Source organism: Arthrobacter sp. TRD_SC_6 (genome assembly GCF_055361185.1).
In genome coordinates this window covers 1,509,402-1,530,176 of sequence record NZ_CM143953.1, presented here as the reverse complement: position 1 = coordinate 1,530,176, position 20,775 = coordinate 1,509,402, and the positions used below count along the sequence as shown (strand labels likewise).

Sequence of the window (20,775 nt, the reverse complement as noted above, 5' to 3'; positions counted from 1 at the left end):
GTGTTCGGCGTTCACTGTGCACTCCCGGAAGTCTGCAGGTGGGACAGGTTTGCGACGTCTGTTGCCGAGGTGGCCGCGCGCCGTCGTCGTTCTGTTGCCCTGCCATTCAGCTGGTTCAGCGTGAGCTGGTAGACCTTCTCTGTGTCGAGGGCTATGCGGTCCCAGGAGTAGCGGGCGTGGACGCGTGCGTGGCCGGCGCGTCCGAGTTCCTTCGCCGCATCGGGGTCCTGCACCACTTTCGCGATCGCTTCGGCGAGCGCGTGGGGATCCCTCGGCGGAACGTGCAGCCCGGTCTGGCCATCCACCACGGTGTCGATGAGTCCGCCCACTGCGGCCGCAACCACCGGTACGCCGCACGCCATCGCCTCGAGCGGAACAATGCCGAACGGCTCGTACCAGGGAGCACAGATCACTGCATCCGCGCTTCGAAGCAGGCCCGGGACGTCCTCCCGCGGGATCTGACCGAGCATCACCACGCGGTCCGCGACCCCGAGTTGCTCCGCGAGCGCCCGCAGCCTGCGGGCTTCCGGGTCCTCCTCGAGCCGTGAAGCGTCGCCGGATCCGCCCACGATGACGAGTTCGACGTCGTCAATCCCCTGGTCAGCCAGGGTGCGGAGGGCGCGGATCACCAGGTCGACCCCCTTGCGCGGGACAAGCCTGCCGATGGCCACCAGCCGGTGGCGGCGGCGTTCATTAGTCCCAGCGACGGCTCCCATCACCGGACCCTCGGGACTGAACACGCCAAGGTCGACGCCGCAGGGAGCCACCGAAATGCGGGTGCCGTCCACGCCCATCGCCTTCAGCTCGAACACCTCGTCGGAGCAGGTGGCGATGACGCGGTCAACATTCCGGCCCACGGATGGTTCAAGCCAGGCGCGCTCGCGAGGGCTGGTGTCTTCCGCCCCCTGATGCCGCCGCTTGACGGTTCCGAGCGCGTGGAAGGTCTGCAGCACGGCGATCGAACCGAACTGCTCGCGGCGCGCCGCATCCAGGGCCGCGAGGCCGGACATCCAGAAGTGCCCGTGCACAACATCGGGAACAGACCCCTCCCAGTCAACGGCGATCCCGTCCGCAAGCGCACCCATGAACGGCAGCAACTCGTCCTTTGGCACTACTTCCGGGGGCCCGGCGTCAATATGGACCACCTCAAGGCCGCGGGACACCTGGACCCGCGGCGGCAGGCTGGTGCTGTCGCGGCGGGTGTAGACGCTGACGCTATGCCCGCGGCGTGCCAACGCGCTGGACAGCGCCGCAACGTGCACGTTCTGCCCTCCCGCATCGACTCCACCGAGGGCTGCGAGCGGACTCGCGTGTTCCGACACCATCGAAATTCTCACTGTGCTCTCCTCTCAGGAACTGCAGGAATGCGGGCTCGATCCACCACGCTGGTCAAGACGTCGTCCCAATTGCCCAGGAACGCCCGGAGCCCGTAACGCTCAAGCGCAACCTGCCGCGCCGTCGTGCCCCGTACCCGGGCTTCATCCGGGTTCTCCATCAACAAACGGACCATTGCGCACAGCTGCTCGACGTCCGTTGAGATTGCTCCCGCTTCCGGTGGTACGGCCCGTGCCGCCTCGGTGGTTGCCAGAGCTATAACCGGCATCCCAAGATGCATCGCTTCCAGCAGCGCCAGCCCGAGGGACGTCCAGCGCAGCGGGTGCACGTAGGCACGGCGCCGAGCCAGCTCCGTGTGCAGCGCATTCGTGGGAAGGTCGCCGCAGATGGTGAGTTCATCCGGGCCAAGGTCCAGAGCGGCGGGAAGTAAGTCCGTCCCCATACCGAACACGTCGAGGTGCGCCGCCCGGGCGAACCTCGGCAGCAGGTCGGTCCCCGTGACCCTGCCCCGGCGGACCGGCTCGTTGACCACTGCGGCGATGTGGTCCAGCTCGCCTGTGTAGAGGTGGCCGGGGTCCACGATCCCGTGTTCCACCACCATGGTGGGGGTGGTTCCGCAATCCCACAAGAGGTCGTTGAAGTGGGTCACGTGCACCACCGGAATGTCGTCCTGGCCAGCGAGCGGATGCCTGCTCCAGGGGATGTCTCCCTTCGGCGTGTTGTGTTCGAGGAAGACCGCCGGAATGTCCTTGCCGGGCCTGCGCCCAAGCAGCAGCTCGCACTCGGCGAGTTCCTCCGTGCGCTGCAGGACGACGACGTCGACGTCTCGGTCACGCAGGTCCGCCGGCGCAACCTCAACCACATTTTCGGGCCAGTCCCGCCCCGCCCGCCCAAGACCCCACGGACCGCCGTCGGGCGTGGTGGGAAGCAGGTACTGGTGCGGGCCGCGGACAAAGGCATCCGTCCAGCCGCCGTGCACGTGCCACAGCAGGATTTTCATGCGTGCCTCGTTTCTCTACCGACTCTTCTGGTGCCCAGCGAGGTAACTCCCGAGATGAGCCTCTCGACCGCAGCGAAAGCCTCCTCCGGGCCAACGTTGGCCAGGCACGGGTGCCCGGGGACTGGGCAATCCCTTGCCCGCGTCTGGGCGCAGGGCGCGTTCTGGTCTCCGAGCAACTCCACCGCAACCCGGTACGGTGCCCAGCGGATGGCCGGAACCACGGGTGAGAACAGGCTGACCACCGGCGTTCCGACGGCAGCCGCCAAATGCGCCGGGCCGGTATTGCCGGTGACCACCACGGAGGCTCCCGCAAGCACACCGGCCATCCCCCGCAGGTCGGTCCGTCCTCCGAGGTCGACGCCATCCGGCCCGGCCACGGTGGCGGTCAGTTCGCGTTCGCCGCTCCCGCCGGTGACCACCACGCGGTAGTCCGCGCCGATCAGCAGTTCGGCGAGCGCCGCATGGTGGAGTGCGGGCCACGCGCGGGCCGGCACCGCTGCGCCAGGGTGCAGCACGATGTAAGGGCGCTCTCCCGCCAGGCCCGACATGTCCGGTGTTTCGCGCACGCGCAGGCGGCCGTCGTCGTCGTCGGGTAGGTGGTAACCCGCGGCGGCGGCGATCCTGAGGGCACGCTCGGCTTCGGGCTGGTCCTCGGGGAAGTCCTCCCCCGGCTTCAAACGGTTGTCCAGCAGGCTCCCCGCGTAATCGATCGAGGCGCCGGTGATCCGTCCGACGCCGGCGAGGCGCAGCAGCATGGCCAGCGGCAGCGGCGACTGGTGGAAGGAGGTGAGGATGACGGCCTCGCGGATGCCAGCCTCGCTGACTGCGTGTACGAGCGAGTCGAGGTGATTTTGCGTGACGTCCGGCGCTGGTGCGGTGATCCAGGGGCAGTCCCAGACGACGACGTCGGCCACCCCGGGCAACAGCTCAGCCGCCGGTGCGCCCTGCGGCCCGCAGAGCATGACGACTCCGGCGGGATGCTGCGCTGCTACCGCCCGTACTGCGGGCCCCGCGATCAGCACGTCACCGACGCTGTCGAGACGCGCGACCAGCACCCGCCCCGTCATGCGCGGTCCCGAAGCAGCCCGATCGCGGCGGCGAGGTCGGGCGCCACCAGTTCGGCGGCGTCGATCTCCTCCCGGCGGGTCACCGGCGTCGGCACCAGCACTCCGATGGCACCAGCAGCGGTGGCGGCCTCGACGTCCGCTCCGATGTCACCGATGAAGACGACGTCGGCGGGGTCAAGGTTGAGGCGGGCGCAAGCGCTCAGGATCATTCCCGGCGCGGGCTTGCGGCACTCGCAACCGTCCTCCGAACCATGCGGACATACCTCCCACGCGTCGAAGGGCCCGAGCACCTCATCAACGCGGGCGTTGACGGCGTCTACCTGGTCCCTGGTGATCAGCCCCCGGGCGATGCCCGACTGATTGGTCAGCACGCCCAGGGGTATACCGGCGGCGCGGAGATTCCGCAACACAGCATCAACTCCGGGCATCGCCTCAACCAGCGCAGGGTCCCCGTTGTACGGCACGTCGAAGATCAGCGTTCCGTCCCGGTCAAGGAGAACGGCTTTCGGCTCGCGGCTCATAACAGCACAGTTCCCTTTTCGGGCGGCGCCTAAACACAACTCATCGAAGAAGTTGGTATCTGGCAGGATGAAGCGCATGCAGCCAGACCAAGCCGGAACCTTCCCTGACCGCGACGGCCGGCCGGAAGTGCTGGCCCTGCGGGCGCTGAAGCTCGGCGACCTGCTGGTTGCAGTGCCGGCGCTGCGGGGATTGCGCAGGGCTTTCCCGGAGCATCGCATCTTCTATGCGGCGCAGCGCTGGCTTGAGCCGATCGTCCTGTTGACCGGGTGCGTTGACGAGCTGCTGCCCACGCACGGCCTGGACGTGCCGATTCCGATTCAGGCCGGGAGGGTCGACGTCGCGGTCAACCTTCACGGGAGCGGTGCGGAAAGCCGCGGGCGGCTTGAGGCGTTGCAGGCCGCGCGGCGGATAGGGCACTCCGCCGCCGGCTGGGAAGGTCCGGCCTGGGTGGATGGCCTCCACGAACGCGTCCGGTGGGCACGCATGCTTACCGAGCACGGCATCGAAGCGGATCCGCTGGATTACCGGCTGCCAGCGCCCGACGTCGGGGCTCAGGTGAGCGGTGCCGTCGTCGTTCATGTGGGAGCTGCGTACGGGAGCCGGCTCTGGCCGGTCGAGCGGTTTGCCGCCGTCGCCCGCCGCCTGTCCGGCGCGGGGCACCGCGTGCTGCTCACGGGTAGCGCGGGCGAGCGTCCCCGCACGGTCGCCGTACAGGAAGCGGCCGGGCTGCCGGGGAGCGCCGTTGTTGCCGGGGAACTCGGGCTGTTGGAATTTGCGGCTGTGGTCTCTGAAGCGGCGCTCGTGGTGTCAGCTGACACCGGGGCCGCACACCTGGCGTCGGCCTATGCGCGGCCGTCCGTTGTGCTCTTCGGCCCGGCCCCGGTGAGCAAGTGGGGCCCGCCGCCTGGCCCGCACACAGTGCTCACTGATGCCTCACAGCGATTGGGCGAGACCTTTGCCGTTGAGCCGGATCCCGCGCTGCTCGCCGTTACGGTTGAGGACGTGCTCGACGCCGCCCGGGAGCTCGGGACTTACTAGGCTTTCGCTGGGACTCAGGCAACTCTTGGCGTGCGGATAGCCTGCCGCGGTTCGGCGTCACCGGCGTGCTCAAGCAGGCGTTTCTGCAGCTTGACCAGCGTTCGCGCCAGCAGACGCGATATCTGCATCTGCGTCATTCCGAGGCGCTGGCCGATCCGCTCCTGGCTCTCCTCGTGGAAGTACCGGCGGAACAGCAGCTCCTTCTCCCGGTCAGAGAGTTCGCGGACGGCGGCACGCAGGGACAGGACGTCGTCGCTGCGGGCGAACTCATCGCCGTCTGCCTGGAGTGTCTCCGCCCACGCCGAAGCGTAGGGCGGGGCGTCGAGTGAGGCCGGGCGTTGGCTCCCACCGCAGGTGAGCGCTTCGCCGACGACGGCTGGGTCTCGGTCCAGTTCCGCCGCCAGCTCAGTCACGGAGGGCTCACGTCCAAGGCGCTGCGCGAGCTGTTGCGAAGTTTTGGCGGCCTCGCTCTTCAGGTCCTGGAGTTCGCGGGGCGGGCGGACCATCCAGCAGCTGTCCCGCAGGTAGCGCTTTACCTCTCCCCTGATGGTGGGGGTGGCGTAGGCGGCGAAGTCGACGCCGACCGTTGGGTCGAACCGGCGGGCAGCTTTAACCAGGCCCAGGTAGGCGACCTGCCGGATGTCCGCGGCGTCGTGGCTGTAAACCCCGAATGCGCGGGCCACCGAGTCTGCAAGGTGCAGGTGCTCCAGCGCCATTTCTTCCTGCATGGCGGTGTGCAGCCGTCCCTCGGTGCGCCTTCCACTCGACATTTTCCGTTCATTGACAGGCTGTGAAGGGGCTGCACGCATGCTTTCACCTCTCGCTATGAGCTGTGGGGGGAATCACTTCTCAGAGAAACATAAGCATGCTGACTACGCAACGTATTGATCAAATCGTTATCTTAAAATTCTTCTAATTGTTTCTCGTCTGAGGTATTGACTACTCACCCTCAAAGCACTAGGAAGGCTTACTTGTTCGCGGTGACATACTCGTCGAGCTTCTGCAGTGTGCGTTCGATCGAAGCGGGGTGTTTGCGGGTGAAACCCATCAGCACGAGGACCGGCTTCCAGGGCACGCCGCGCGCATCCCATTCCTCGGTGACCAGGGTGCCGCCATCGCGCGGTTCGAGCGTGTAGCGCCAGACGTGCTTTGAGAAGTGGCGCCATGCGATCCGGCGGCCCTCTTCGAACTCGACCACCCGGTTGAGGATCTTGTAGGGCGCGCCGATCTTCATGTCCATGCCGAAGCGCGCGTTCTCATGCAGCCGCTCCGGACCGTTGGGCTGCTCGCCGGTCACGGTACCGGAGCCGTCGATCACACTGTGCAGCGCGGGGGTGGCCAGCACCTCGAAGATTTTCTCGGCAGGTGCCTGGATGAACCGTTCGCGGCGGATCAGGAATGTTGTCATTGCCTCATTGTGCCGTGGATCTCGTGGCACCTGGGCCCCTGGATATACTTCCCTACCGCCCAGCGGGCTCGGCGGGCACGACGGCGGGGTCAGTCTGAGCTTTCAGCCTGGCCGGCTCCGAGGGTTCTCCGGTGGAACTCACAATCACGGCCGGGTCCCGCTCAATGACCGTCGCCAGCGCCTTCTCATGCACGAAGAACAGCAGGATCGCGGCTATCACTCCGAGTGGGGCCATGTAGAGGAACAGGGGGGTCAGCGCGTCGTTGTAGGACGCGATGATCGGCGCCTGCAGCGCCTCCGGCAGTGAGTTCACGACGGCTGGCGTCAACGAGTTCGCGCCGCCCTCCAGACCCGTACCCCCAGTTGGAAGCCGCTCCAGCAGCAGTTCACTCACGCGGGCAGTGAAGAGGCTGCCCACGATGGCCGATCCCAGCGTGGCACCGATCTGGCGGAAGTAGTTGTTGGAGGCAGTGGCCGTACCGACCACCCGGTTGGGGAAGGTGTTCTGCACAATGAGCACCAGGATTTGCATACTCAGACCCAGCCCAGCGCCCATGATGGCGATGTACACGCAGATGATCCAGACCGGCGTCGTCGGGGTGATCGTGGAGAGCAGGAGCAATGCCACAGTGATCCCCACTGAACCGACGATCGGCATCCATTTGTACCGGCCAGTCTTGCTGACCAGCACACCGGAACCGGTCGAGGTGATGATCAACGCACCCATCATCGGAATCATCAGGAGGCCTGCGTTGGTGGCACTCGCGCCGGTCACCATCTGCAGGTAAGTGGGCAGGTACCCGATGGCACCGAACATCGTCACGCCGATCAGCAGCCCGCCAATCGTGGTGAGGACAAAGTTCCGCTCTCGGAAAAGGTTCATGGGGAGGATGGGTTCTTTGGCCCTTCGCTCGGCCGCTACGAACAGGAACGCCGCCACAACGGACAGGACAATCAGCCCAAGAATCTGCAGGGAGCCCCACGGGTATTGGGTTCCGCCCCAGGTTCCGACGAGCACTATGGACGTCGTCGCAATCGCCAACAGCACCATCCCTGCCACGTCGATGTGAGGGTGGGCACGCTCGCGCGAGGGAAGCCGCAGGAAGAACAACACCACCACAATCGCAAGGATTCCCAGCGGCATGTTGATCCAGAACATCCAGCGCCAGCCGGGACCCTCCGTGAACCAGCCGCCCAGGAGCGGGCCTGCAACCGACGCGAAGGCGAAGACGCCACCCATCGCACCCATGTACTTGCCGCGCTCCCTCGCGGGAACCACGTCAGCAATGATCGCCTGGGAGAGGATCATCAGACCGCCGCCGCCGAGGCCCTGAACGGCCCGCCCGGCGATCAGCCACTCCATGTTGGGAGCGAGCCCGCCCACGATTGACCCGACCATGAAGATGCCGATCGCCAGCAGCAGCAGGCTCTTCCGCCCCATCAGGTCGCCGAGCTTCCCGTAGATGGGCATCACGATCGTCGCCGCGAGGATGTAGGCGGTGATTACCCAGAGCATCTGGTCCACACCGTTCAGTTCACCCACGATGGTGGGCAGCGCCGTACTGAGGATCATCTGGTTCAGGGCAGCCAACAGCATGGAGAGCATCAGGCCGACAAAGAGCAGGAGCAGGCCCGATTCCTTGCGTTGAACTGTGCTGGTCATCTGATTTCCTCCAGGACTTCACGAAGCAGCGCGGTGGCGCCGTCCAGCGCCGAATACTGGTTCTCGATGGTGGGTGAGGCTGATGCCTGCTGGATGGCGTAGCGCATTGGTGCCCCGGCGACCAGCACGATCATGCGCGCCACATCCTCCGCGGAGTTCCGGCTCAGCGCGGCCTGCCACCGTCCGGAGTCCGCAACAGCGACCGCCACCACGTCCCGCACGAGCTGCTCCACCTTGAGGAAATACGCGAAGCGACGCTGGCGAAGCAACGGATATTCGCTCAGCACCTGCAGCCGCAGGCTTGCTTCCCCATCCCCACCTTCGGTCGAATGCACGACGGCGATCAGCAGCCGTGAAACCTGCTCCAGCAGATCGTGGTCAGCGGAAAACGTTGCCAGCAACTCATGCTCGATACTCGGCTCCTGCAGTCCGAGGATCGCATCTTCCTTGGTGCTGAAGTAGTTGAAGAAAGTGCGCGGAGAGACGTTCGCGATGGCAGCGACCTGCTCGACAGTGACGTTGTCCGGGCCCTTCTCGAGGGTGAGCCGGGCAGCGGCTTCGTGCAATGCAGCCCAGGTTTCGGTCCGCTTTCGGTCACGCAGGGAAATTAGTTGACTCACCAAATGATTGTCTCACGCAACCATAATTTTGCACAAGTGCAAGGTTGCAGTACTGCAACGCGAGACCAATTCGCCCATGCGGCCGACCACAAAGGCGTTGGCCCCGACATCGACTCAGAACTATCTTGACTTGACTGCAGAGAACTAGCGCACCGAAGCGAACATCCGCCCCTCAGGGTCCAGTGTCTTGAGCAACTGAGCCGCAATCCCTGATAACTGTGACACCTGATCAGGCGTGAGTTGGTCAAATACCAGACTCCGGACGTTCTCGACGTGACCCGGCGCAGACCTCACGACCTTCTCCCACCCCACACTGGTAAGGGTCACGTTCTTGGCGCGGCGGTCATCACTGCACTCACTGCGCCCCACCAGCGCCTTCTTCTCAAGGCCAGTCAAGACGCGCGAGATCCGGGGCAGAGTTGCATTGGTCATCGAGGCCAAACCGGTAATGCGCAGGGTGCGTCCGGGCGCTTCCGACAGCGATGCCAAAACGAAGTACTCGAAGTGCGTCAGATCCTCGTCCCGCCCGAGCTGACCGTCCAGGGCCGCAGGGAGCAACTCGAGGACCGCGGCCGTCCGCATCCACGCTGTCTGTTCGTCCTTGCTGAGCCATCGCGTCATGTCCTCCATCCTACGCAATGCTTGCACCTACAACTAATTAGTGCTAACTTTATCGTTGTACTTACAAGTAATCTTCCCCAAGGAGTCCCACATGACCTCGTTCACCATCTTCGGCAAAGGCAATATGGGCAGCGCCATCGCAAGCGTTGTCGCAGCGGGCGGCTCGTCCGTCGAGCACATCGACTCGTCGGACACCCATGCCACGGTCAACGGCGACGTCGTCGTCCTCGCGGTTCCCTACCCCGCGCTCAAAGACATCGCCGCACAATACGGCGAGCAGCTGGCCGGGAAGACCGTCGTCGACATCACCAACCCGCTCAACTTCGAAACCTTCGACTCCCTCGTGGTCGCATCCGACAGCTCCGCAGCCGCAGAACTCGCCTCCGCGCTCCCGTCATCCAAGGTCCTCAAGGCATTCAACACCAACTTCGCCGCAACCCTCGGCTCTAAGACCGTAGGACAGAACCAGACCACCGTGCTCGTCGCCGGTGACGACGCCAACGCCAAAAACACCTTCGTCGACGCCATCAAGGCCGGCGGAGTGGACACGGTTGACGCCGGTTCCCTGGCCCGCGCACGCGAGCTCGAAGCCATCGGCTTCCTTCAACTGACCCTCGCCGCTGGCGAAAAGATCCAGTGGACCAGCGGTTTCACCCTCGTCCGCTAATGACCTACACGACGCCGGTGCCCGGTTCAGTACACCGGCGTGGAGTCGTCATCTCAACCCCATGGTGCAGCAGGCGCCCACTTCGAGGAACAACGACGGCGGCCGTCACCTTCGCAAGGAAGGTGACGGCCGCCGTCGTGAATTAAGTTCTAGAGCCCTGCGTAAACCTCACGCAGCAGGCGGGCAGTTTCGGACGGCGTCTTGCCGACCTTCACACCCGCAGCCTCAAGGGCTTCCTTCTTGGCCTGCGCCGTGCCCGCTGAGCCGGAGACGATCGCACCGGCATGGCCCATGGTCTTGCCCTCGGGAGCGGTGAAGCCAGCCACGTAGCCGACGACCGGCTTCGTGACGTTGGCCTTGATGAATTCAGCCGCGCGCTCCTCAGCATCGCCGCCGATCTCACCGATCATGACGATGGCCTTGGTTTCGGGGTCAGCTTCGAACGCCTCGAGTGCGTCGATGTGCGTGGTACCGATCACCGGGTCACCGCCGATACCGATTGCGGTAGAGAAGCCCAAGTCGCGGAGCTCGTACATCATCTGGTAGGTCAGTGTGCCCGACTTCGAGACCAGGCCAACACCGCCCTTGCTGGTGATGTTCGCGGGCGTGATGCCCACAAGCGCTTCATCAGGGGTGATGATGCCGGGGCAGTTAGGCCCGATAATCCGGGTGATCTGCTTGCCGTCCGCACCGACACGGGACTTGGCCAAGGCCCAGAACTCAGCGGAGTCCTGTACCGGCACACCCTCGGTGATGATGACCACGAGACCGATCTCAGCGTCGATCGCTTCAACCACTGCATCCTTGGTGAATGCCGGCGGCACGAAGATGATCGATACGTCGGCACCGGTCTCAGCGATGGCTTCCTTGACGGTGCCATACACAGGAAGGGTGACGTCGCCGTGCGTGACGGAGGTGCCAGCCTTGCGGGCATTTACGCCGCCAACAACCTGCGTGCCAGCCTTCAACATCAGCGCGGTGTGCTTGGTGCCCTCGCCACCGGTGATGCCCTGGACAATCACCTTGGAATCTTTGTTCAGAAAGATTGACATGTCTGTTCCTTAATAATCCTTGGTCGCGACGAGGTTCAGCTGGCGGCGTGCGCCAGCGCAGCAGCCTTGTCGGCGCCTTCGTCCATGGTGTCGGCGAGGGTGACCATCGGATGGTTGGCCTCAGCGAGGATACGGCGCCCCTCTTCAACGTTGTTGCCGTCGAGACGCACAACCAGCGGCTTGTCTTCCTTGCCACCGAGGATTTCCAGTGCCTTCACGATGCCGTTGGCCACAGCGTCACACGCAGTGATGCCACCGAAGACGTTCACGAAGACGCTCTTGACCTGGGCATCGTTCAGGATTACGTCGAGGCCTGCCGCCATGACCTCAGCGGAAGCTCCACCACCGATGTCGAGGAAGTTTGCGGGCTTCACGTTGCCGTGCTTCTCGCCGGCGTAAGCGACGACGTCGAGCGTGGACATGACCAGGCCTGCACCGTTTCCGATGATGCCTACTTCGCCGTCGAGCTTGACGTAGTTGAGGTCATTTTCCTTGGCCTTGGCCTCCAGCGGATCGGTGGAGTCCTTGTCCTCAAGGGCAGCGTGATCCTTGTGGCGGAAGTCAGCGTTCTCATCCAGGGTGACCTTGCCGTCGAGCGCGAGGATTTCGCCCGCACCGGTCTTGACCAGAGGGTTCACCTCAACGAGGGTGGCGTCTTCCTTCACGAAAACGTCCCACAGCTTCAGGATGGTGTTCGCGACGCCTTCGCGCAGCTCAGGCGCGAACCCTGCTGCGTCGATGATTTCGTCTGCCTTCGCGCGGTCAATGCCAACGGCAGGATCAATTGCAATACGGGCCAGTGCGTCAGGACGCTCAACTGCCAGCTGCTCGATCTCCACGCCGCCTTCCACCGAGCACATGGCCAGGTAGTTGCGGTTCGCCCGGTCCAGCAGCACCGAGAAGTAATACTCCTCGGCGATGTCTGCGCCCTGGGCGATCATGACTTTGTGGACGGTGTGGCCCTTGATATCCATACCCAGGATGGCGGACGCGTACTCAAAAGCTTCGTCCGGGGTCTTGGCTACCTTGACGCCGCCTGCCTTGCCGCGCCCGCCAACCTTGACCTGCGCCTTGACGACGACAACGCCGCCAATTTTCTCGGCCGCTGCTTTTGCTTCTTCAGGGGACTGCGCCACGATGCCGGCAAGCACGGGAACGCCGTGAGCCTCAAATAGATCGCGCGCCTGATATTCAAACAGGTCCACTTATCTAGTGTCCTTCTGCGTCGAAGTAGGTTTACACAGGGAACTCTAGTCCCTTGGCTCGGAGCGCCTTTTACAGACTAGCGGTTTCGTGAGTAAGCACACAGTTCTATGAGTTGTAGAAAAGTAACCCTCTCAGTTACCGTTTCCGCTCTTACTCCGGAGAGAAGATTTCGTACTCCGCAGCCGAGGCGACGAACCCGTGCCCGGTCTCGATGTGCACGCAGACGATGCCGTCTGTTGCCCTTCCACACCGGAATCCGTTGAGCTCCACCGCGGTCTTGTCCGGAAGGACCGGCAGGCGCGTAACGGGATGATCGCCGGCTTTGGCTCCTGGACCGAGCTGCGCCTCCATGACGCTCATGCCAATCCGGCAGCCGCCGTAGGATGCCCCTTCGGCGGTGAGAAGTAGCGTCCCGCCTTTGAACCCCAGGTTGGTCCCGTAACAGTTGTCGGTCACTTTGGCCGGCTCCGGATAGCGGGCGAATTCGCAATAGATCGCCGGCACCTCAAGAATGGTGTCGTCGCGTTCGCCGCCCGAGAGCCTGGGATCCACCGGGGAGTTGATGATGCCGCCCTGCGCCGTGGTGATGGCGCAGTACGCGTTGCGGTCTTCCGTAAGGAATGCGGCAATCTCAGCCTCCAGCGCTTGCACTTCGCTGATGGGTGCCTCGGGCATGGCTGCCAGCTCTTCCAGTGCGGTGAGATCTGGGGGCACGCTAGGGGTGGGGTTGCTCACCGGGATCTGCACGCACGCGGCAGTGAGAAGACTTAAAATCCCAGCGAAAACGACGACGGCGCCCCGCCGTGCGCGCGCGTGCACTCCCCCGGTGCGTGCCTGCATGACGCCGTTACCCGACCTTCGTCAGCGGGGCGTAACGCAGCAACAGGCGTTTCTCGCCGACGTCGAACCGCACCTTGGCCACCATCTTGTCCCCCGAGCCCTCGACCGCCAGAACAGTACCGTTTCCAAACGTAGTGTGGTTGACCTTGTCTCCGGTCGACACGGCGACCACTTCCTTCTGCGGCTGCACGCGGCCAGCGGCTTTGCCTGGCAGGCCACGGCCGACGTCGTTGGCCGACGCTGTGCCCGCCCCCCAGTGGGAGCCGCTGAAGCGCGGACCGCTGATGCTCTGCCCACCGTTCCAGGCCGGCCGGGCCGCCGCTTCCCGCTTCCAGTCGATCAGCTCATCCGGCACCTCGCCGATGAACTGGCTGGCCGGGTTGTACTGGCTTTGTCCCCAGAGACTACGCACTTCGGAGCGGGTGATGTAGAGCCGCTTGCGTGCACGCGTGAGGCCAACATAGGCGAGGCGGCGTTCTTCGGCGAGTTCCGCGGGGTCGGTGGCCGAGCGCTGGTGCGGGAAGATGCCCTGCTCCATGCCGGTGAGGAACACCACCGGGAATTCGAGGCCCTTCGCTGTGTGCAGCGTCATCAGGGTGACAACACCCTGCCTGCGGGCTTCGGCAACTGCCTTCTCGACATCCTCGCCGGCGCCTTCCGGGGCATCGGGAATCTGGTCGGCGTCGGCAACCAGGGACACCTGTTCGAGGAAGTCCGTCAGCGTGCCGTCGGGGTTTTCAATTTCGAACTCCCGGACCACGGCCACGAGCTCCGCAAGGTTCTCCACCCGGGACTCGTCCTGGGGATCCGAGCTGCCGCGCAGCAGCGCCAGGTAGCCCGTTTGTTCCAGCACGGCCTCCAGCGCTGGGGAGGCACCTGACCCCTCGGCCACTTCTGCCAGGTCATCGATCAGCTTCACGAACCCTGCGACCGCGTTAACTGATCGCGTAGCCATGCCCGGCGCCTCGTCCGCGCGGCGCAGCGCATCCATGAAACTGACGCGGTCCCTTTCGGCGAGCGCTGCGATGGCATACTCCGCGCGGTCGCCGATGCCGCGCTTCGGTTCATTGAGGATCCGGCGGAGGTTGACGACGTCGTCCTGGTTCACCAGCACACGGAGGTACGCCAGTGCGTCCTTGATCTCTTTTCGCTCATAGAAGCGGGTGCCGCCGACCACCTTGTAGGGCAGGCCGACGCGCATCAGGATTTCCTCGATGGACCGGGACTGCGCGTTGGTCCGGTAGAAGACCGCGACGTCGCCTGGCCGTAGATTGTCCTCATCCTGCAGCCGGTCGATCTCGTCGGCGATGAAACGCGCTTCTTCATGTTCGTTCTCGCCGACGTAGCCGACTATTTTCTCGCCACTGCCCTCGGCAGTCCACAACCTTTTCTCCGGCCGGTTGGGGTTGCGGGATATCACCGCGTTGGCAGCGTTCAGGATGTTTTGGGTGGACCGGTAATTCTGCTCCAGCAAAATGGTGCGCGCGTTCGGGTAGTCATTTCCGAACTCCACGATGTTGCGGACATCTGCCCCGCGGAACGCGTAGATCGACTGGTCCGAGTCACCAACCACTGTGAGTTCTGCCGGCTCCTCCACCGTCTCGCCCTGAACTCCAACTATCTCCCTGACCAGTGCATACTGCGCGTGGTTGGTGTCCTGGTATTCGTCGACCAGCACGTGCCGGAAGCGGCGCCGGTAATAGTCAGCCACCCCCGGGAAGGCACGGAACATGAAGACCGTCTGCGCAATCAGGTCATCGAAGTCCATGGCATTTGCCTGCCGCAGCCGCTGGGCGTACCCCTTGTAGACCTCCGCTACCGCCTGCTCGAACGGGTCGGAATAGTTCGCAGCCGTGGCGAAGGACTCTTCATCAATCAGCTCGTTCTTGAGCGCCGAGATTTTGTGCTGAATGGCCTTGGGCGCGAACTTCTTTGGATCGAGGTCCAGGCCCTTCGAGACGAGCGTGACGAGCCGCAGGGTGTCCGCGGAGTCATAAATGGAGAAGTTCGAGTTAAGGCCGATGGAGGTCGCCTCGCGCCGCAGGATCCGCACGCAGGAGGAGTGGAACGTTGAAATCCACATACGTTTTGCAACGTCACCGACCAGCGCCTCGATGCGCTCCCGCATCTCCGCTGCAGCCTTGTTGGTGAAGGTGATGGCGAGGATCTGACCGGGATGCGACCGCCCGGTAGCCATGAGGTGGGCGATCCGGTGGCTGAGCACGCGGGTTTTGCCCGAGCCTGCCCCAGCGACGATGAGCAGCGGAGACCCGCTGTGCTTGACCGCCTCTTCCTGCTGCGGGTTGAGCCCGGCCAGCAGTTCACGCGCACGGGCTTCGTCAACCCGGCCTCCTCCACGCGGATGTTCGGCGGTATCCGGGGAGGACGACGACGACGCGCCGCGCCTACCTGCGGCGGGTGAGCTGAGGTGCGGGTCGAAGAGCAGGTCCATGGTGCCTTTAAGTCTAGGTGCTGGCACGGACAGAACCTGTCCGCCGTCGTCGTGCGGGTCTTGCCGGACATGACAGTGCCCGCCAGGATCAGGTGATCCGGGCGGGCACTGGAGGGCTGGGACAGGATTACTTCGTGGCGGATTCCCTGTCTTCGGGCTCGACGCCCAGGTCCAGGAGCTTGCCGCTCTTGCGGTCTGCAAGGTATGCCTTCATCTCCCGCTTGATGACGGGGAGAAGCATGTACACACCGAGCAGGTTGACGAACGCGCAGATGAACAGCGCAGAGTCAGCGAAGCTGAGCACCTGGCCGAAGGTCAGCACGCAACCGGCAACCGTGAAGAAAAGGAAGATGACCTTGTACGCAATTTCCCTCCGCTTTCCGCGGCCGAACAGGTACTCCCAAGCCTTGAGTCCGTAGTAGGACCAGGTGATCAGGGTGCTGAAGGCGAAGAGGGCCACGGCGACTGCGAGGACGATTGGGAACCAGTCGATCACGGTGGCGAAAGCGTCGGAGGTGAGGATTACTCCGTCAGGTGCGTCGCCCCCGCCCTGGACCTGGTCGATGCCGGCCTGAAGGCTCGGAGCGCCGGCGATGATGATGGTCAGCGCGGTCATGGTACAGATGATGACGGTGTCAACGAGTGGCTCGAACATTGCCACGAAGCCTTCGCTCACCGGACGGCGGGTCTTGACCGCGGAGTGGGCGATGGGAGCTGAACCGAGGCCGGCCTCATTGGAGAAGGCTGCGCGCTGGAAGCCGACGATCATGACGCCGACGATGCCGCCTGCCATGCCTGCGGGAGCGAAAGCGCCCTCCACGATGGACGCGAAGGCTGCAGGCACCTGACCGAAATTCACGAAGATGACGAACAGGCAGGCGACTACGTAAATGATGCCCATTGCGGGAACGAGCTTGCTGGTGGTCGCGCCGATTGACTTGATGCCACCGAGGATCACCGCCGCCACGAAACCTGCGAGGATCAAGCCGAAGATGAGTGCCGCGCCCGGGTTACCAAGGAATCCATCGGTGCCGCCCGTGACTTCCTGGACCTGTGCAAACGTCTGGTTGGCCTGGAACATGTTTCCGCCGGCGATGCCGAAGATCAGGATGGCGACAGCGAAGATGCCGGTCAGGATCTTGGCGGGCCACTTGCCAAATTTGGCGAAGGCGACTGGCAGGTACTTGAACGGACCACCCGAAACGGTGCCGTCGGCGTGGACCTCACGGTATTTAACCCCGAGTGTGCACTCTGCGAACTTGGTGCACATGCCGAGGAGCCCGGCGAGGATCATCCAGAAGGTTGCACCGGGTCCGCCCAGCGCCATTGCTGCGCCGACACCGGCAATGTTTCCAAGCCCGACAGTGCCGGACAGTGCCGACGTCAGGGCCTGGAAGTGTGGGACCTCTCCAGGGTCGTCCTTGGAGGAATAACGTCCGCGAATGACCTCGTAGGAGACCTTGAGTCCGCGGAACTGGATGAAGCCGAAGTAGATGGTGAAGATGACGGCTGCGGCGATGAGCCACGCGACGACGACCGGGAAGCTTACGTCTCCGATGGTGATCGGAACGAAAACTATTGCGGCGAAGACTTCAGCGATCGGCTTGAAGATTGAATCGATGGTGTCTTCGATGGCAGCCAGCCATCCCACCTGATCCGCAACGGTAGACATTGGTAGTACTTGGTTGATTGCCATTCGTTAAAGACAACCCAAACCGGGGAGTGATTGCAATCACAGACTGGGTTGGCGCGGCATTGTGATCAAAACGAGACCTGATTCGTGCTAGATTTTCAGGAAGTGCTGCTGCAAGGTAACTATCCAGCGTTGTGTGTGGGTAAATTGCGTTATGGGTAAAACAAAGGCACAGATCGCGCGCAAGCACGGACCGGCTGCTGCGGGGTTGGCACCGCAGCAAAATACACAGCAAAGTGGCAGCCAGAAGTCCAACGCCAGCGTCATCCTGATCCCCGCGGTTGCGGCGGCTCTGTTCCTGTTCTGGTACTTCCACCTGCTGACGCTCGCACAAATGACCCAGCTCTCCGGCGGCCTCCAGATGCCGGACATGCTTTTCGGCGGGTACGACGCCGGGTACATTGGTGGCCTCCAGTCCGCAATGGATGCGGATTCCCTCGGACAGCTGAGCTACGTGCACAAGACTGCCGGAACTCTCTTCCCGCTGATCTTCGGGCTCGCGTGGCTGCTTCTGGTCCAGCTCAACGTCGCCCGCCGCGGGCTTCGCTGGGCTCTGTGGGCGCCCGTCCTGCTGTTCGTCGTCGTCGACCTGTGGGAAAACGTTGCCATCGATTCGCTGCTGGCATCTTCAGCGCCCGACGGCGGTGCGGTCGCCCTCGCGTCCACGCTGACGGTCCTGCGCTGGGTGCTGTTCGCGCTGAGTTGCGCGGCGGGCCTGCTCGCCGTGCTGCTGCCGCAGCGGGTGCGGACGCCTGCTTCGAAGAATGTAAGCTAGAACCGCTGCGATTCAGTCTGAAGTGCTGCGCGGCACCCCGCCTCTGTAGCTCAGTAGGATAGAGCGTCCCTCTCCTAAAGGGAAGGTCGTCGGTTCGATTCCGGCCAGGGGCACTTTTGATGGACAGACCTCCCCATCGTGTCCTCGCCGCCGCGCCGGTAGGTTGAGTTCCATGGGGACTTTTTCAACTGTCGCGGCGCCGTCGCACCTTGTTCGCCTTTCCCCCACTGCCTGGGCACTCGCACTCGACGCCGCCGGCAAGCAACTCGCTGATGGGCCAACCGGGCGAACGCTCCCCACCCTTGCAGGCGTGCCACCCGAAGCTCTCGATGCAGCCTGGGCCGAGCTGCGCACCGCAGGCGTTGCGGACGGGCCAGCGCTCACCCCAACGTGGCTGGACGCCTTGCAGATCGTGTTGAACCCGGTGACGCTCCTGAAGTTCAACGCGCGCTATAACGGCGTCGCTGGCCGCAGTGACGTGAGCATCGACGGCGAACGCGGCGTGTGCGTCTACACCCGACGCAAGGTCGAAGCGACGCACGACGACGGCTTCCGGACCCTTGAACACGAACCGGCGATCGAGGTTGCCCTCTTCGACGTCGCATCCGTGTGGGGCGCGATTGCCCGGACGCTGCCACCGTTGCCGGAGCTGCGTGCCGACGCCGCGCATGCCCGTTCGGTACTTGCGGAGAACGTCGTCCGGCTTGATCCGAAGTCCGGTGACGCCGTGGTGCCCGAAGAAGCCTGCGTGAGCGCCACGATGACCACGCGCGCCGGCGCGGGCCGGCAGGTATGGGCTGCGAGGTGGTCCGTCCGCGGGTCCGGGCTCTATTCAGTGGGTATTGCGGACGGCACGCTCACCCTCGCACCGCGCCACGCGGGGCATGTTGCCCGTGAGGTGATCTTCGCGCTGACGGGTGCATACGAGTTTGCGGCCAGTTCCGCAGCAACCCCATGAGCATCACCCTCGGGATGGATCCCGAACAGGTCCGGTCCTTCGCCGGATCGCTCGAATCGGCTGCGGGCACCCTCGACCTGCTCGGGATGCAGGTTGGCGGGCTGGTCTCTGCCATCCCCTGGAACGGTGGGGACGCCGAGCGCTTCCGCGGAGACTGGAGCAGCCGCCATCGGCCGACGCTCGTGCGCATCGCCGACGATCTCCGCCGCGCAGCCCTCGTCGCAGCGGACAACGCAACCTCCCAAGAGGGGACGAGCGCATCGGAAGGCGGGTGGCCGCAACCAGAAAAGTGCGAACCGGTCGACACCGTGGGAAACACGGACGACGACGGCTGGCTTGCCGAAGGTCTGGACTGGATCGCGGGCGGCGCGGACTGGGTTGACGACGCGATTGACGGCGGCATCGACTGGCTCGGCGTGAGGGTGGACCTGGGCTACGAGAACATCACCGACTCATTCCGTGATCTGCACGACGCCTCCAGTCATCAACTGGGTCTGCTCGGCCAGTGGGCGATCGGGAACGATCCTGCGCTCATGGAGTTGATGGCCTCGGATCTACTCGTTGATGGACGAACCGTCGACACCCTGCTCACGCTGGCAACGCTCGGCCAGTGGGAGGTCAACCTGCTCGACGACGGCCAACCCTGGGCTGGTGAGCCGATCCCGGTGGGGGTGTCAATGGATGGTGCGGGGGTGGGCCCGTCTGGGCACCTGGAGAGCTTTCTGCCTCAAGATCTCGAGGCGATTGCCCGAAACACCGTGCAGGCATATTCGGACGAGGGGAACAGCTTGAGTGCTGACGGGTCGGTGCGAATCACGAAAGTTGCAGGACAGGAGGGACCCGCCTATATCGTCGACATTCCAGGCACGCAGAGCTGGAACCCTCTCACATCCGGATCGGCTACCGACCTTACCGGCAACTTGGTAACCGCTTCCGGCCAATTATCGACGTCGTCAGAATCCGTTGTCCTTGCGATGCAACAGGCCGGTATCAACCCGGGTGACCCTGTGATGCTGTCGGGGCATTCACAAGGTGGAATGACGGCCGCCGCGCTCACGGTCGATCCGGAGTTCTCGAGCTCCTTCAACGTGACGAACGTGATGACATTCGGTTCACCGATAGACACCTCGGCTATGCCCTCGGATGTGGATGTAATCTCTTTCCAGCACGTCACGGATGTGGTCCCCAGATTGGATCTCGGCGGATTGGATGTTGCAGGGAAGACTCCGGCGTCGGACGAAGCGCGTGTTGTGTTGATGAATCCGCCAGGTGCTCACCCCCTCGACGTGCCGCAGAACCACGACTTCGGCAATTATGCGGCTTCCATCAGCAGGGCCGAGGAGATAGTCGGCAGCACGTCCGAGCAGTACGCGAGCGGCGCCTCTATGCAACGCTTCCTGACCGACGATCTTGGCCACGTAGAGTCGTTCGTGGTCCCGATCGGAAGAAGGCACTAATGCAGAAGGCACTCGCATCCCTCGTCCTGTGTGCTTGCCTCGTACTTACAGCCTGCGGAGCTTCACCGGCACAGAAGTATGAAGATGCAATTTCCGCTGTGGACGGGGTCCAAAGCGTGACCGTCGAATATAACAACCACGCCGGGATGGGCGACTCCACCTTCATTGATGTAACGGCTGGCACAAATGACCGCGACGAACTGATCGCAATCCTCGACGGAAGCCTCCGCGCCTTCATCGAAAGTGCTGACCCGTACGAGGAAACCGCGCTTGGATTTCAGGTCTACTCCCAGGACAGGTCGCTGAGCCTGACACCCGAAGACCTCGAGGAGCTCGCAGGCTTCTCTATGAGTGACATGCGCGAGCACTACGGACTGGACTGATGGTGCAGGACCTTTGAT

20 protein-coding genes and 1 tRNA gene are annotated in these 20,775 nt (G+C 63.9%); 7 read left to right on the top strand and 14 right to left on the bottom strand.

Going from position 1 to position 20,775, the window contains the following annotated elements:
- Nucleotides 1-11: 11 nt before the first annotated feature.
- The 4 genes from ACWA1U_RS07475 to ACWA1U_RS07460 are packed head-to-tail and all read right to left on the bottom strand — an operon-like array spanning nucleotide 12 to nucleotide 3,923.
- Entirely contained in the window at nucleotides 12-1,337 is a 1,326-nt protein-coding gene (locus tag ACWA1U_RS07475; RefSeq protein ID WP_463724700.1) for a glycosyltransferase, read from the bottom strand.
- Complete coding sequence (locus ACWA1U_RS07470; protein ID WP_463724699.1) at nucleotides 1,334-2,335, bottom strand: glycosyltransferase; 1,002 nt, start codon at nucleotides 2,333-2,335, stop codon at nucleotides 1,334-1,336. The genes ACWA1U_RS07475 and ACWA1U_RS07470 overlap by 4 nt, the downstream gene beginning before the upstream one ends.
- On the bottom strand, nucleotides 2,332-3,402 hold the full coding sequence (locus ACWA1U_RS07465; RefSeq protein WP_463724698.1) for a glycosyltransferase family 9 protein: 1,071 nt from the start codon (nucleotides 3,400-3,402) through the stop codon (nucleotides 2,332-2,334). Before ACWA1U_RS07465 ends, ACWA1U_RS07470 begins: the two co-directional genes overlap by 4 nt.
- Complete coding sequence (locus ACWA1U_RS07460) at nucleotides 3,399-3,923, bottom strand: D-glycero-alpha-D-manno-heptose-1,7-bisphosphate 7-phosphatase (protein ID WP_463724697.1); 525 nt, start codon at nucleotides 3,921-3,923, stop codon at nucleotides 3,399-3,401. The genes ACWA1U_RS07465 and ACWA1U_RS07460 overlap by 4 nt, the downstream gene beginning before the upstream one ends.
- A gap of 76 nt (nucleotides 3,924-3,999) precedes the next feature.
- On the opposite strand from ACWA1U_RS07460, the gene ACWA1U_RS07455 reads away from it, so the two are divergent.
- Complete coding sequence (locus ACWA1U_RS07455) at nucleotides 4,000-4,962, top strand: glycosyltransferase family 9 protein (RefSeq protein WP_463724696.1); 963 nt, start codon at nucleotides 4,000-4,002, stop codon at nucleotides 4,960-4,962.
- A gap of 14 nt (nucleotides 4,963-4,976) precedes the next feature.
- On the opposite strand, the gene ACWA1U_RS07450 is transcribed toward ACWA1U_RS07455, so the two are convergent.
- The 5 genes from ACWA1U_RS07450 to ACWA1U_RS07430 form a co-directional block, all read right to left on the bottom strand.
- Nucleotides 4,977-5,732, bottom strand: coding sequence for a sigma-70 family RNA polymerase sigma factor (locus tag ACWA1U_RS07450; RefSeq protein WP_463724695.1), 756 nt, complete (start codon nucleotides 5,730-5,732; stop codon nucleotides 4,977-4,979).
- 197 nt (nucleotides 5,733-5,929) lie between these two features.
- Nucleotides 5,930-6,370, bottom strand: coding sequence for an SRPBCC family protein (locus ACWA1U_RS07445; protein WP_463724694.1), 441 nt, complete (start codon nucleotides 6,368-6,370; stop codon nucleotides 5,930-5,932).
- A gap of 52 nt (nucleotides 6,371-6,422) precedes the next feature.
- The gene (locus ACWA1U_RS07440) at nucleotides 6,423-8,033 is read right to left on the bottom strand and encodes an MDR family MFS transporter (protein ID WP_463724693.1); all 1,611 of its coding nucleotides are present in this window, start codon (nucleotides 8,031-8,033) and stop codon (nucleotides 6,423-6,425) included.
- The gene (locus ACWA1U_RS07435; RefSeq protein ID WP_463724692.1) at nucleotides 8,030-8,653 is read right to left on the bottom strand and encodes a TetR/AcrR family transcriptional regulator; all 624 of its coding nucleotides are present in this window, start codon (nucleotides 8,651-8,653) and stop codon (nucleotides 8,030-8,032) included. The genes ACWA1U_RS07440 and ACWA1U_RS07435 overlap by 4 nt, the downstream gene beginning before the upstream one ends.
- 144 nt (nucleotides 8,654-8,797) lie before the next feature.
- Nucleotides 8,798-9,274 carry a MarR family winged helix-turn-helix transcriptional regulator gene (locus tag ACWA1U_RS07430; RefSeq protein WP_463724691.1) on the bottom strand — a complete coding sequence of 159 codons (477 nt, stop codon included), beginning with the start codon at nucleotides 9,272-9,274 and terminating at the stop codon, nucleotides 8,798-8,800.
- Between the two features lie 91 nt (nucleotides 9,275-9,365).
- On the opposite strand from ACWA1U_RS07430, the gene ACWA1U_RS07425 reads away from it, so the two are divergent.
- Nucleotides 9,366-9,941, top strand: a complete 576-nt coding sequence (locus ACWA1U_RS07425) for an NADPH-dependent F420 reductase (protein WP_463724690.1) — start codon at nucleotides 9,366-9,368, stop codon at nucleotides 9,939-9,941.
- Nucleotides 9,942-10,090: 149 nt separating this feature from the next.
- Here ACWA1U_RS07425 and sucD read toward each other — a convergent pair whose 3' ends face one another.
- From sucD to ACWA1U_RS07400, 5 genes are all read right to left on the bottom strand, one after another.
- Nucleotides 10,091-10,993 (bottom strand): succinate--CoA ligase subunit alpha, encoded by a 903-nt coding sequence (gene sucD, locus ACWA1U_RS07420; RefSeq protein WP_463724689.1) that lies wholly within the window; start codon nucleotides 10,991-10,993, stop codon nucleotides 10,091-10,093.
- Between the two features lie 35 nt (nucleotides 10,994-11,028).
- Nucleotides 11,029-12,198 carry an ADP-forming succinate--CoA ligase subunit beta gene (gene sucC, locus ACWA1U_RS07415; RefSeq protein ID WP_463724688.1) on the bottom strand — a complete coding sequence of 390 codons (1,170 nt, stop codon included), beginning with the start codon at nucleotides 12,196-12,198 and terminating at the stop codon, nucleotides 11,029-11,031.
- A gap of 151 nt (nucleotides 12,199-12,349) precedes the next feature.
- Nucleotides 12,350-13,039: a hypothetical protein gene (locus ACWA1U_RS07410; RefSeq protein ID WP_463724687.1), complete on the bottom strand. Its 690-nt coding sequence runs from the start codon at nucleotides 13,037-13,039 to the stop codon at nucleotides 12,350-12,352.
- A gap of 7 nt (nucleotides 13,040-13,046) precedes the next feature.
- Nucleotides 13,047-15,491, bottom strand: a complete 2,445-nt coding sequence (pcrA, locus tag ACWA1U_RS07405; protein ID WP_463724965.1) for a DNA helicase PcrA — start codon at nucleotides 15,489-15,491, stop codon at nucleotides 13,047-13,049.
- A gap of 127 nt (nucleotides 15,492-15,618) precedes the next feature.
- Entirely contained in the window at nucleotides 15,619-17,163 is a 1,545-nt protein-coding gene (locus ACWA1U_RS07400) for an alanine/glycine:cation symporter family protein (RefSeq protein ID WP_463724686.1), read from the bottom strand.
- A 175-nt stretch (nucleotides 17,164-17,338) separates the two neighbouring features.
- Here ACWA1U_RS07400 and ACWA1U_RS07395 point away from each other — a divergent pair, with 175 nt between their 5' ends.
- The 5 genes from ACWA1U_RS07395 (at nucleotide 17,339) to ACWA1U_RS07375 (ending at nucleotide 20,757) form a co-directional block, all read left to right on the top strand.
- On the top strand, nucleotides 17,339-17,959 hold the full coding sequence (locus tag ACWA1U_RS07395) for a hypothetical protein (RefSeq protein ID WP_463724685.1): 621 nt from the start codon (nucleotides 17,339-17,341) through the stop codon (nucleotides 17,957-17,959).
- 39 nt (nucleotides 17,960-17,998) lie between these two features.
- Nucleotides 17,999-18,072: transfer RNA gene (locus ACWA1U_RS07390), tRNA-Arg, on the top strand.
- A 59-nt stretch (nucleotides 18,073-18,131) separates the two neighbouring features.
- Nucleotides 18,132-18,917 (top strand): hypothetical protein, encoded by a 786-nt coding sequence (locus ACWA1U_RS07385; protein ID WP_463724684.1) that lies wholly within the window; start codon nucleotides 18,132-18,134, stop codon nucleotides 18,915-18,917.
- Nucleotides 18,914-20,374 (top strand): PGAP1-like alpha/beta domain-containing protein, encoded by a 1,461-nt coding sequence (locus tag ACWA1U_RS07380; protein ID WP_463724683.1) that lies wholly within the window; start codon nucleotides 18,914-18,916, stop codon nucleotides 20,372-20,374. The genes ACWA1U_RS07385 and ACWA1U_RS07380 overlap by 4 nt, the downstream gene beginning before the upstream one ends.
- Entirely contained in the window at nucleotides 20,374-20,757 is a 384-nt protein-coding gene (locus ACWA1U_RS07375; RefSeq protein ID WP_463724682.1) for a hypothetical protein, read from the top strand. Before ACWA1U_RS07380 ends, ACWA1U_RS07375 begins: the two co-directional genes overlap by 1 nt.
- Nucleotides 20,758-20,775: the final 18 nt, after the last annotated feature.

Coding starts and splice junctions, on each gene's coding strand:
- ACWA1U_RS07385 (WP_463724684.1), top strand. CDS start 18,132: ATGGGGACTTTTTCAACTGTCGCGGCGCCGTCGCACCTTGTTCGCCTT.
- ACWA1U_RS07445 (WP_463724694.1), bottom strand. CDS start 6,370: ATGACAACATTCCTGATCCGCCGCGAACGGTTCATCCAGGCACCTGCC.
- ACWA1U_RS07410 (WP_463724687.1), bottom strand. CDS start 13,039: ATGCAGGCACGCACCGGGGGAGTGCACGCGCGCGCACGGCGGGGCGCC.
- ACWA1U_RS07460 (WP_463724697.1), bottom strand. CDS start 3,923: ATGAGCCGCGAGCCGAAAGCCGTTCTCCTTGACCGGGACGGAACGCTG.
- ACWA1U_RS07395 (WP_463724685.1), top strand. CDS start 17,339: ATGGGTAAAACAAAGGCACAGATCGCGCGCAAGCACGGACCGGCTGCT.
- ACWA1U_RS07375 (WP_463724682.1), top strand. CDS start 20,374: ATGCAGAAGGCACTCGCATCCCTCGTCCTGTGTGCTTGCCTCGTACTT.
- ACWA1U_RS07470 (WP_463724699.1), bottom strand. CDS start 2,335: ATGAAAATCCTGCTGTGGCACGTGCACGGCGGCTGGACGGATGCCTTT.
- ACWA1U_RS07455 (WP_463724696.1), top strand. CDS start 4,000: ATGCAGCCAGACCAAGCCGGAACCTTCCCTGACCGCGACGGCCGGCCG.
- pcrA (WP_463724965.1), bottom strand. CDS start 15,491: ATGGACCTGCTCTTCGACCCGCACCTCAGCTCACCCGCCGCAGGTAGG.
- ACWA1U_RS07380 (WP_463724683.1), top strand. CDS start 18,914: ATGAGCATCACCCTCGGGATGGATCCCGAACAGGTCCGGTCCTTCGCC.
- ACWA1U_RS07400 (WP_463724686.1), bottom strand. CDS start 17,163: ATGTCTACCGTTGCGGATCAGGTGGGATGGCTGGCTGCCATCGAAGAC.
- ACWA1U_RS07450 (WP_463724695.1), bottom strand. CDS start 5,732: ATGTCGAGTGGAAGGCGCACCGAGGGACGGCTGCACACCGCCATGCAG.
- sucD (WP_463724689.1), bottom strand. CDS start 10,993: ATGTCAATCTTTCTGAACAAAGATTCCAAGGTGATTGTCCAGGGCATC.
- ACWA1U_RS07440 (WP_463724693.1), bottom strand. CDS start 8,033: ATGACCAGCACAGTTCAACGCAAGGAATCGGGCCTGCTCCTGCTCTTT.
- ACWA1U_RS07430 (WP_463724691.1), bottom strand. CDS start 9,274: ATGACGCGATGGCTCAGCAAGGACGAACAGACAGCGTGGATGCGGACG.
- ACWA1U_RS07465 (WP_463724698.1), bottom strand. CDS start 3,402: ATGACGGGGCGGGTGCTGGTCGCGCGTCTCGACAGCGTCGGTGACGTG.
- ACWA1U_RS07425 (WP_463724690.1), top strand. CDS start 9,366: ATGACCTCGTTCACCATCTTCGGCAAAGGCAATATGGGCAGCGCCATC.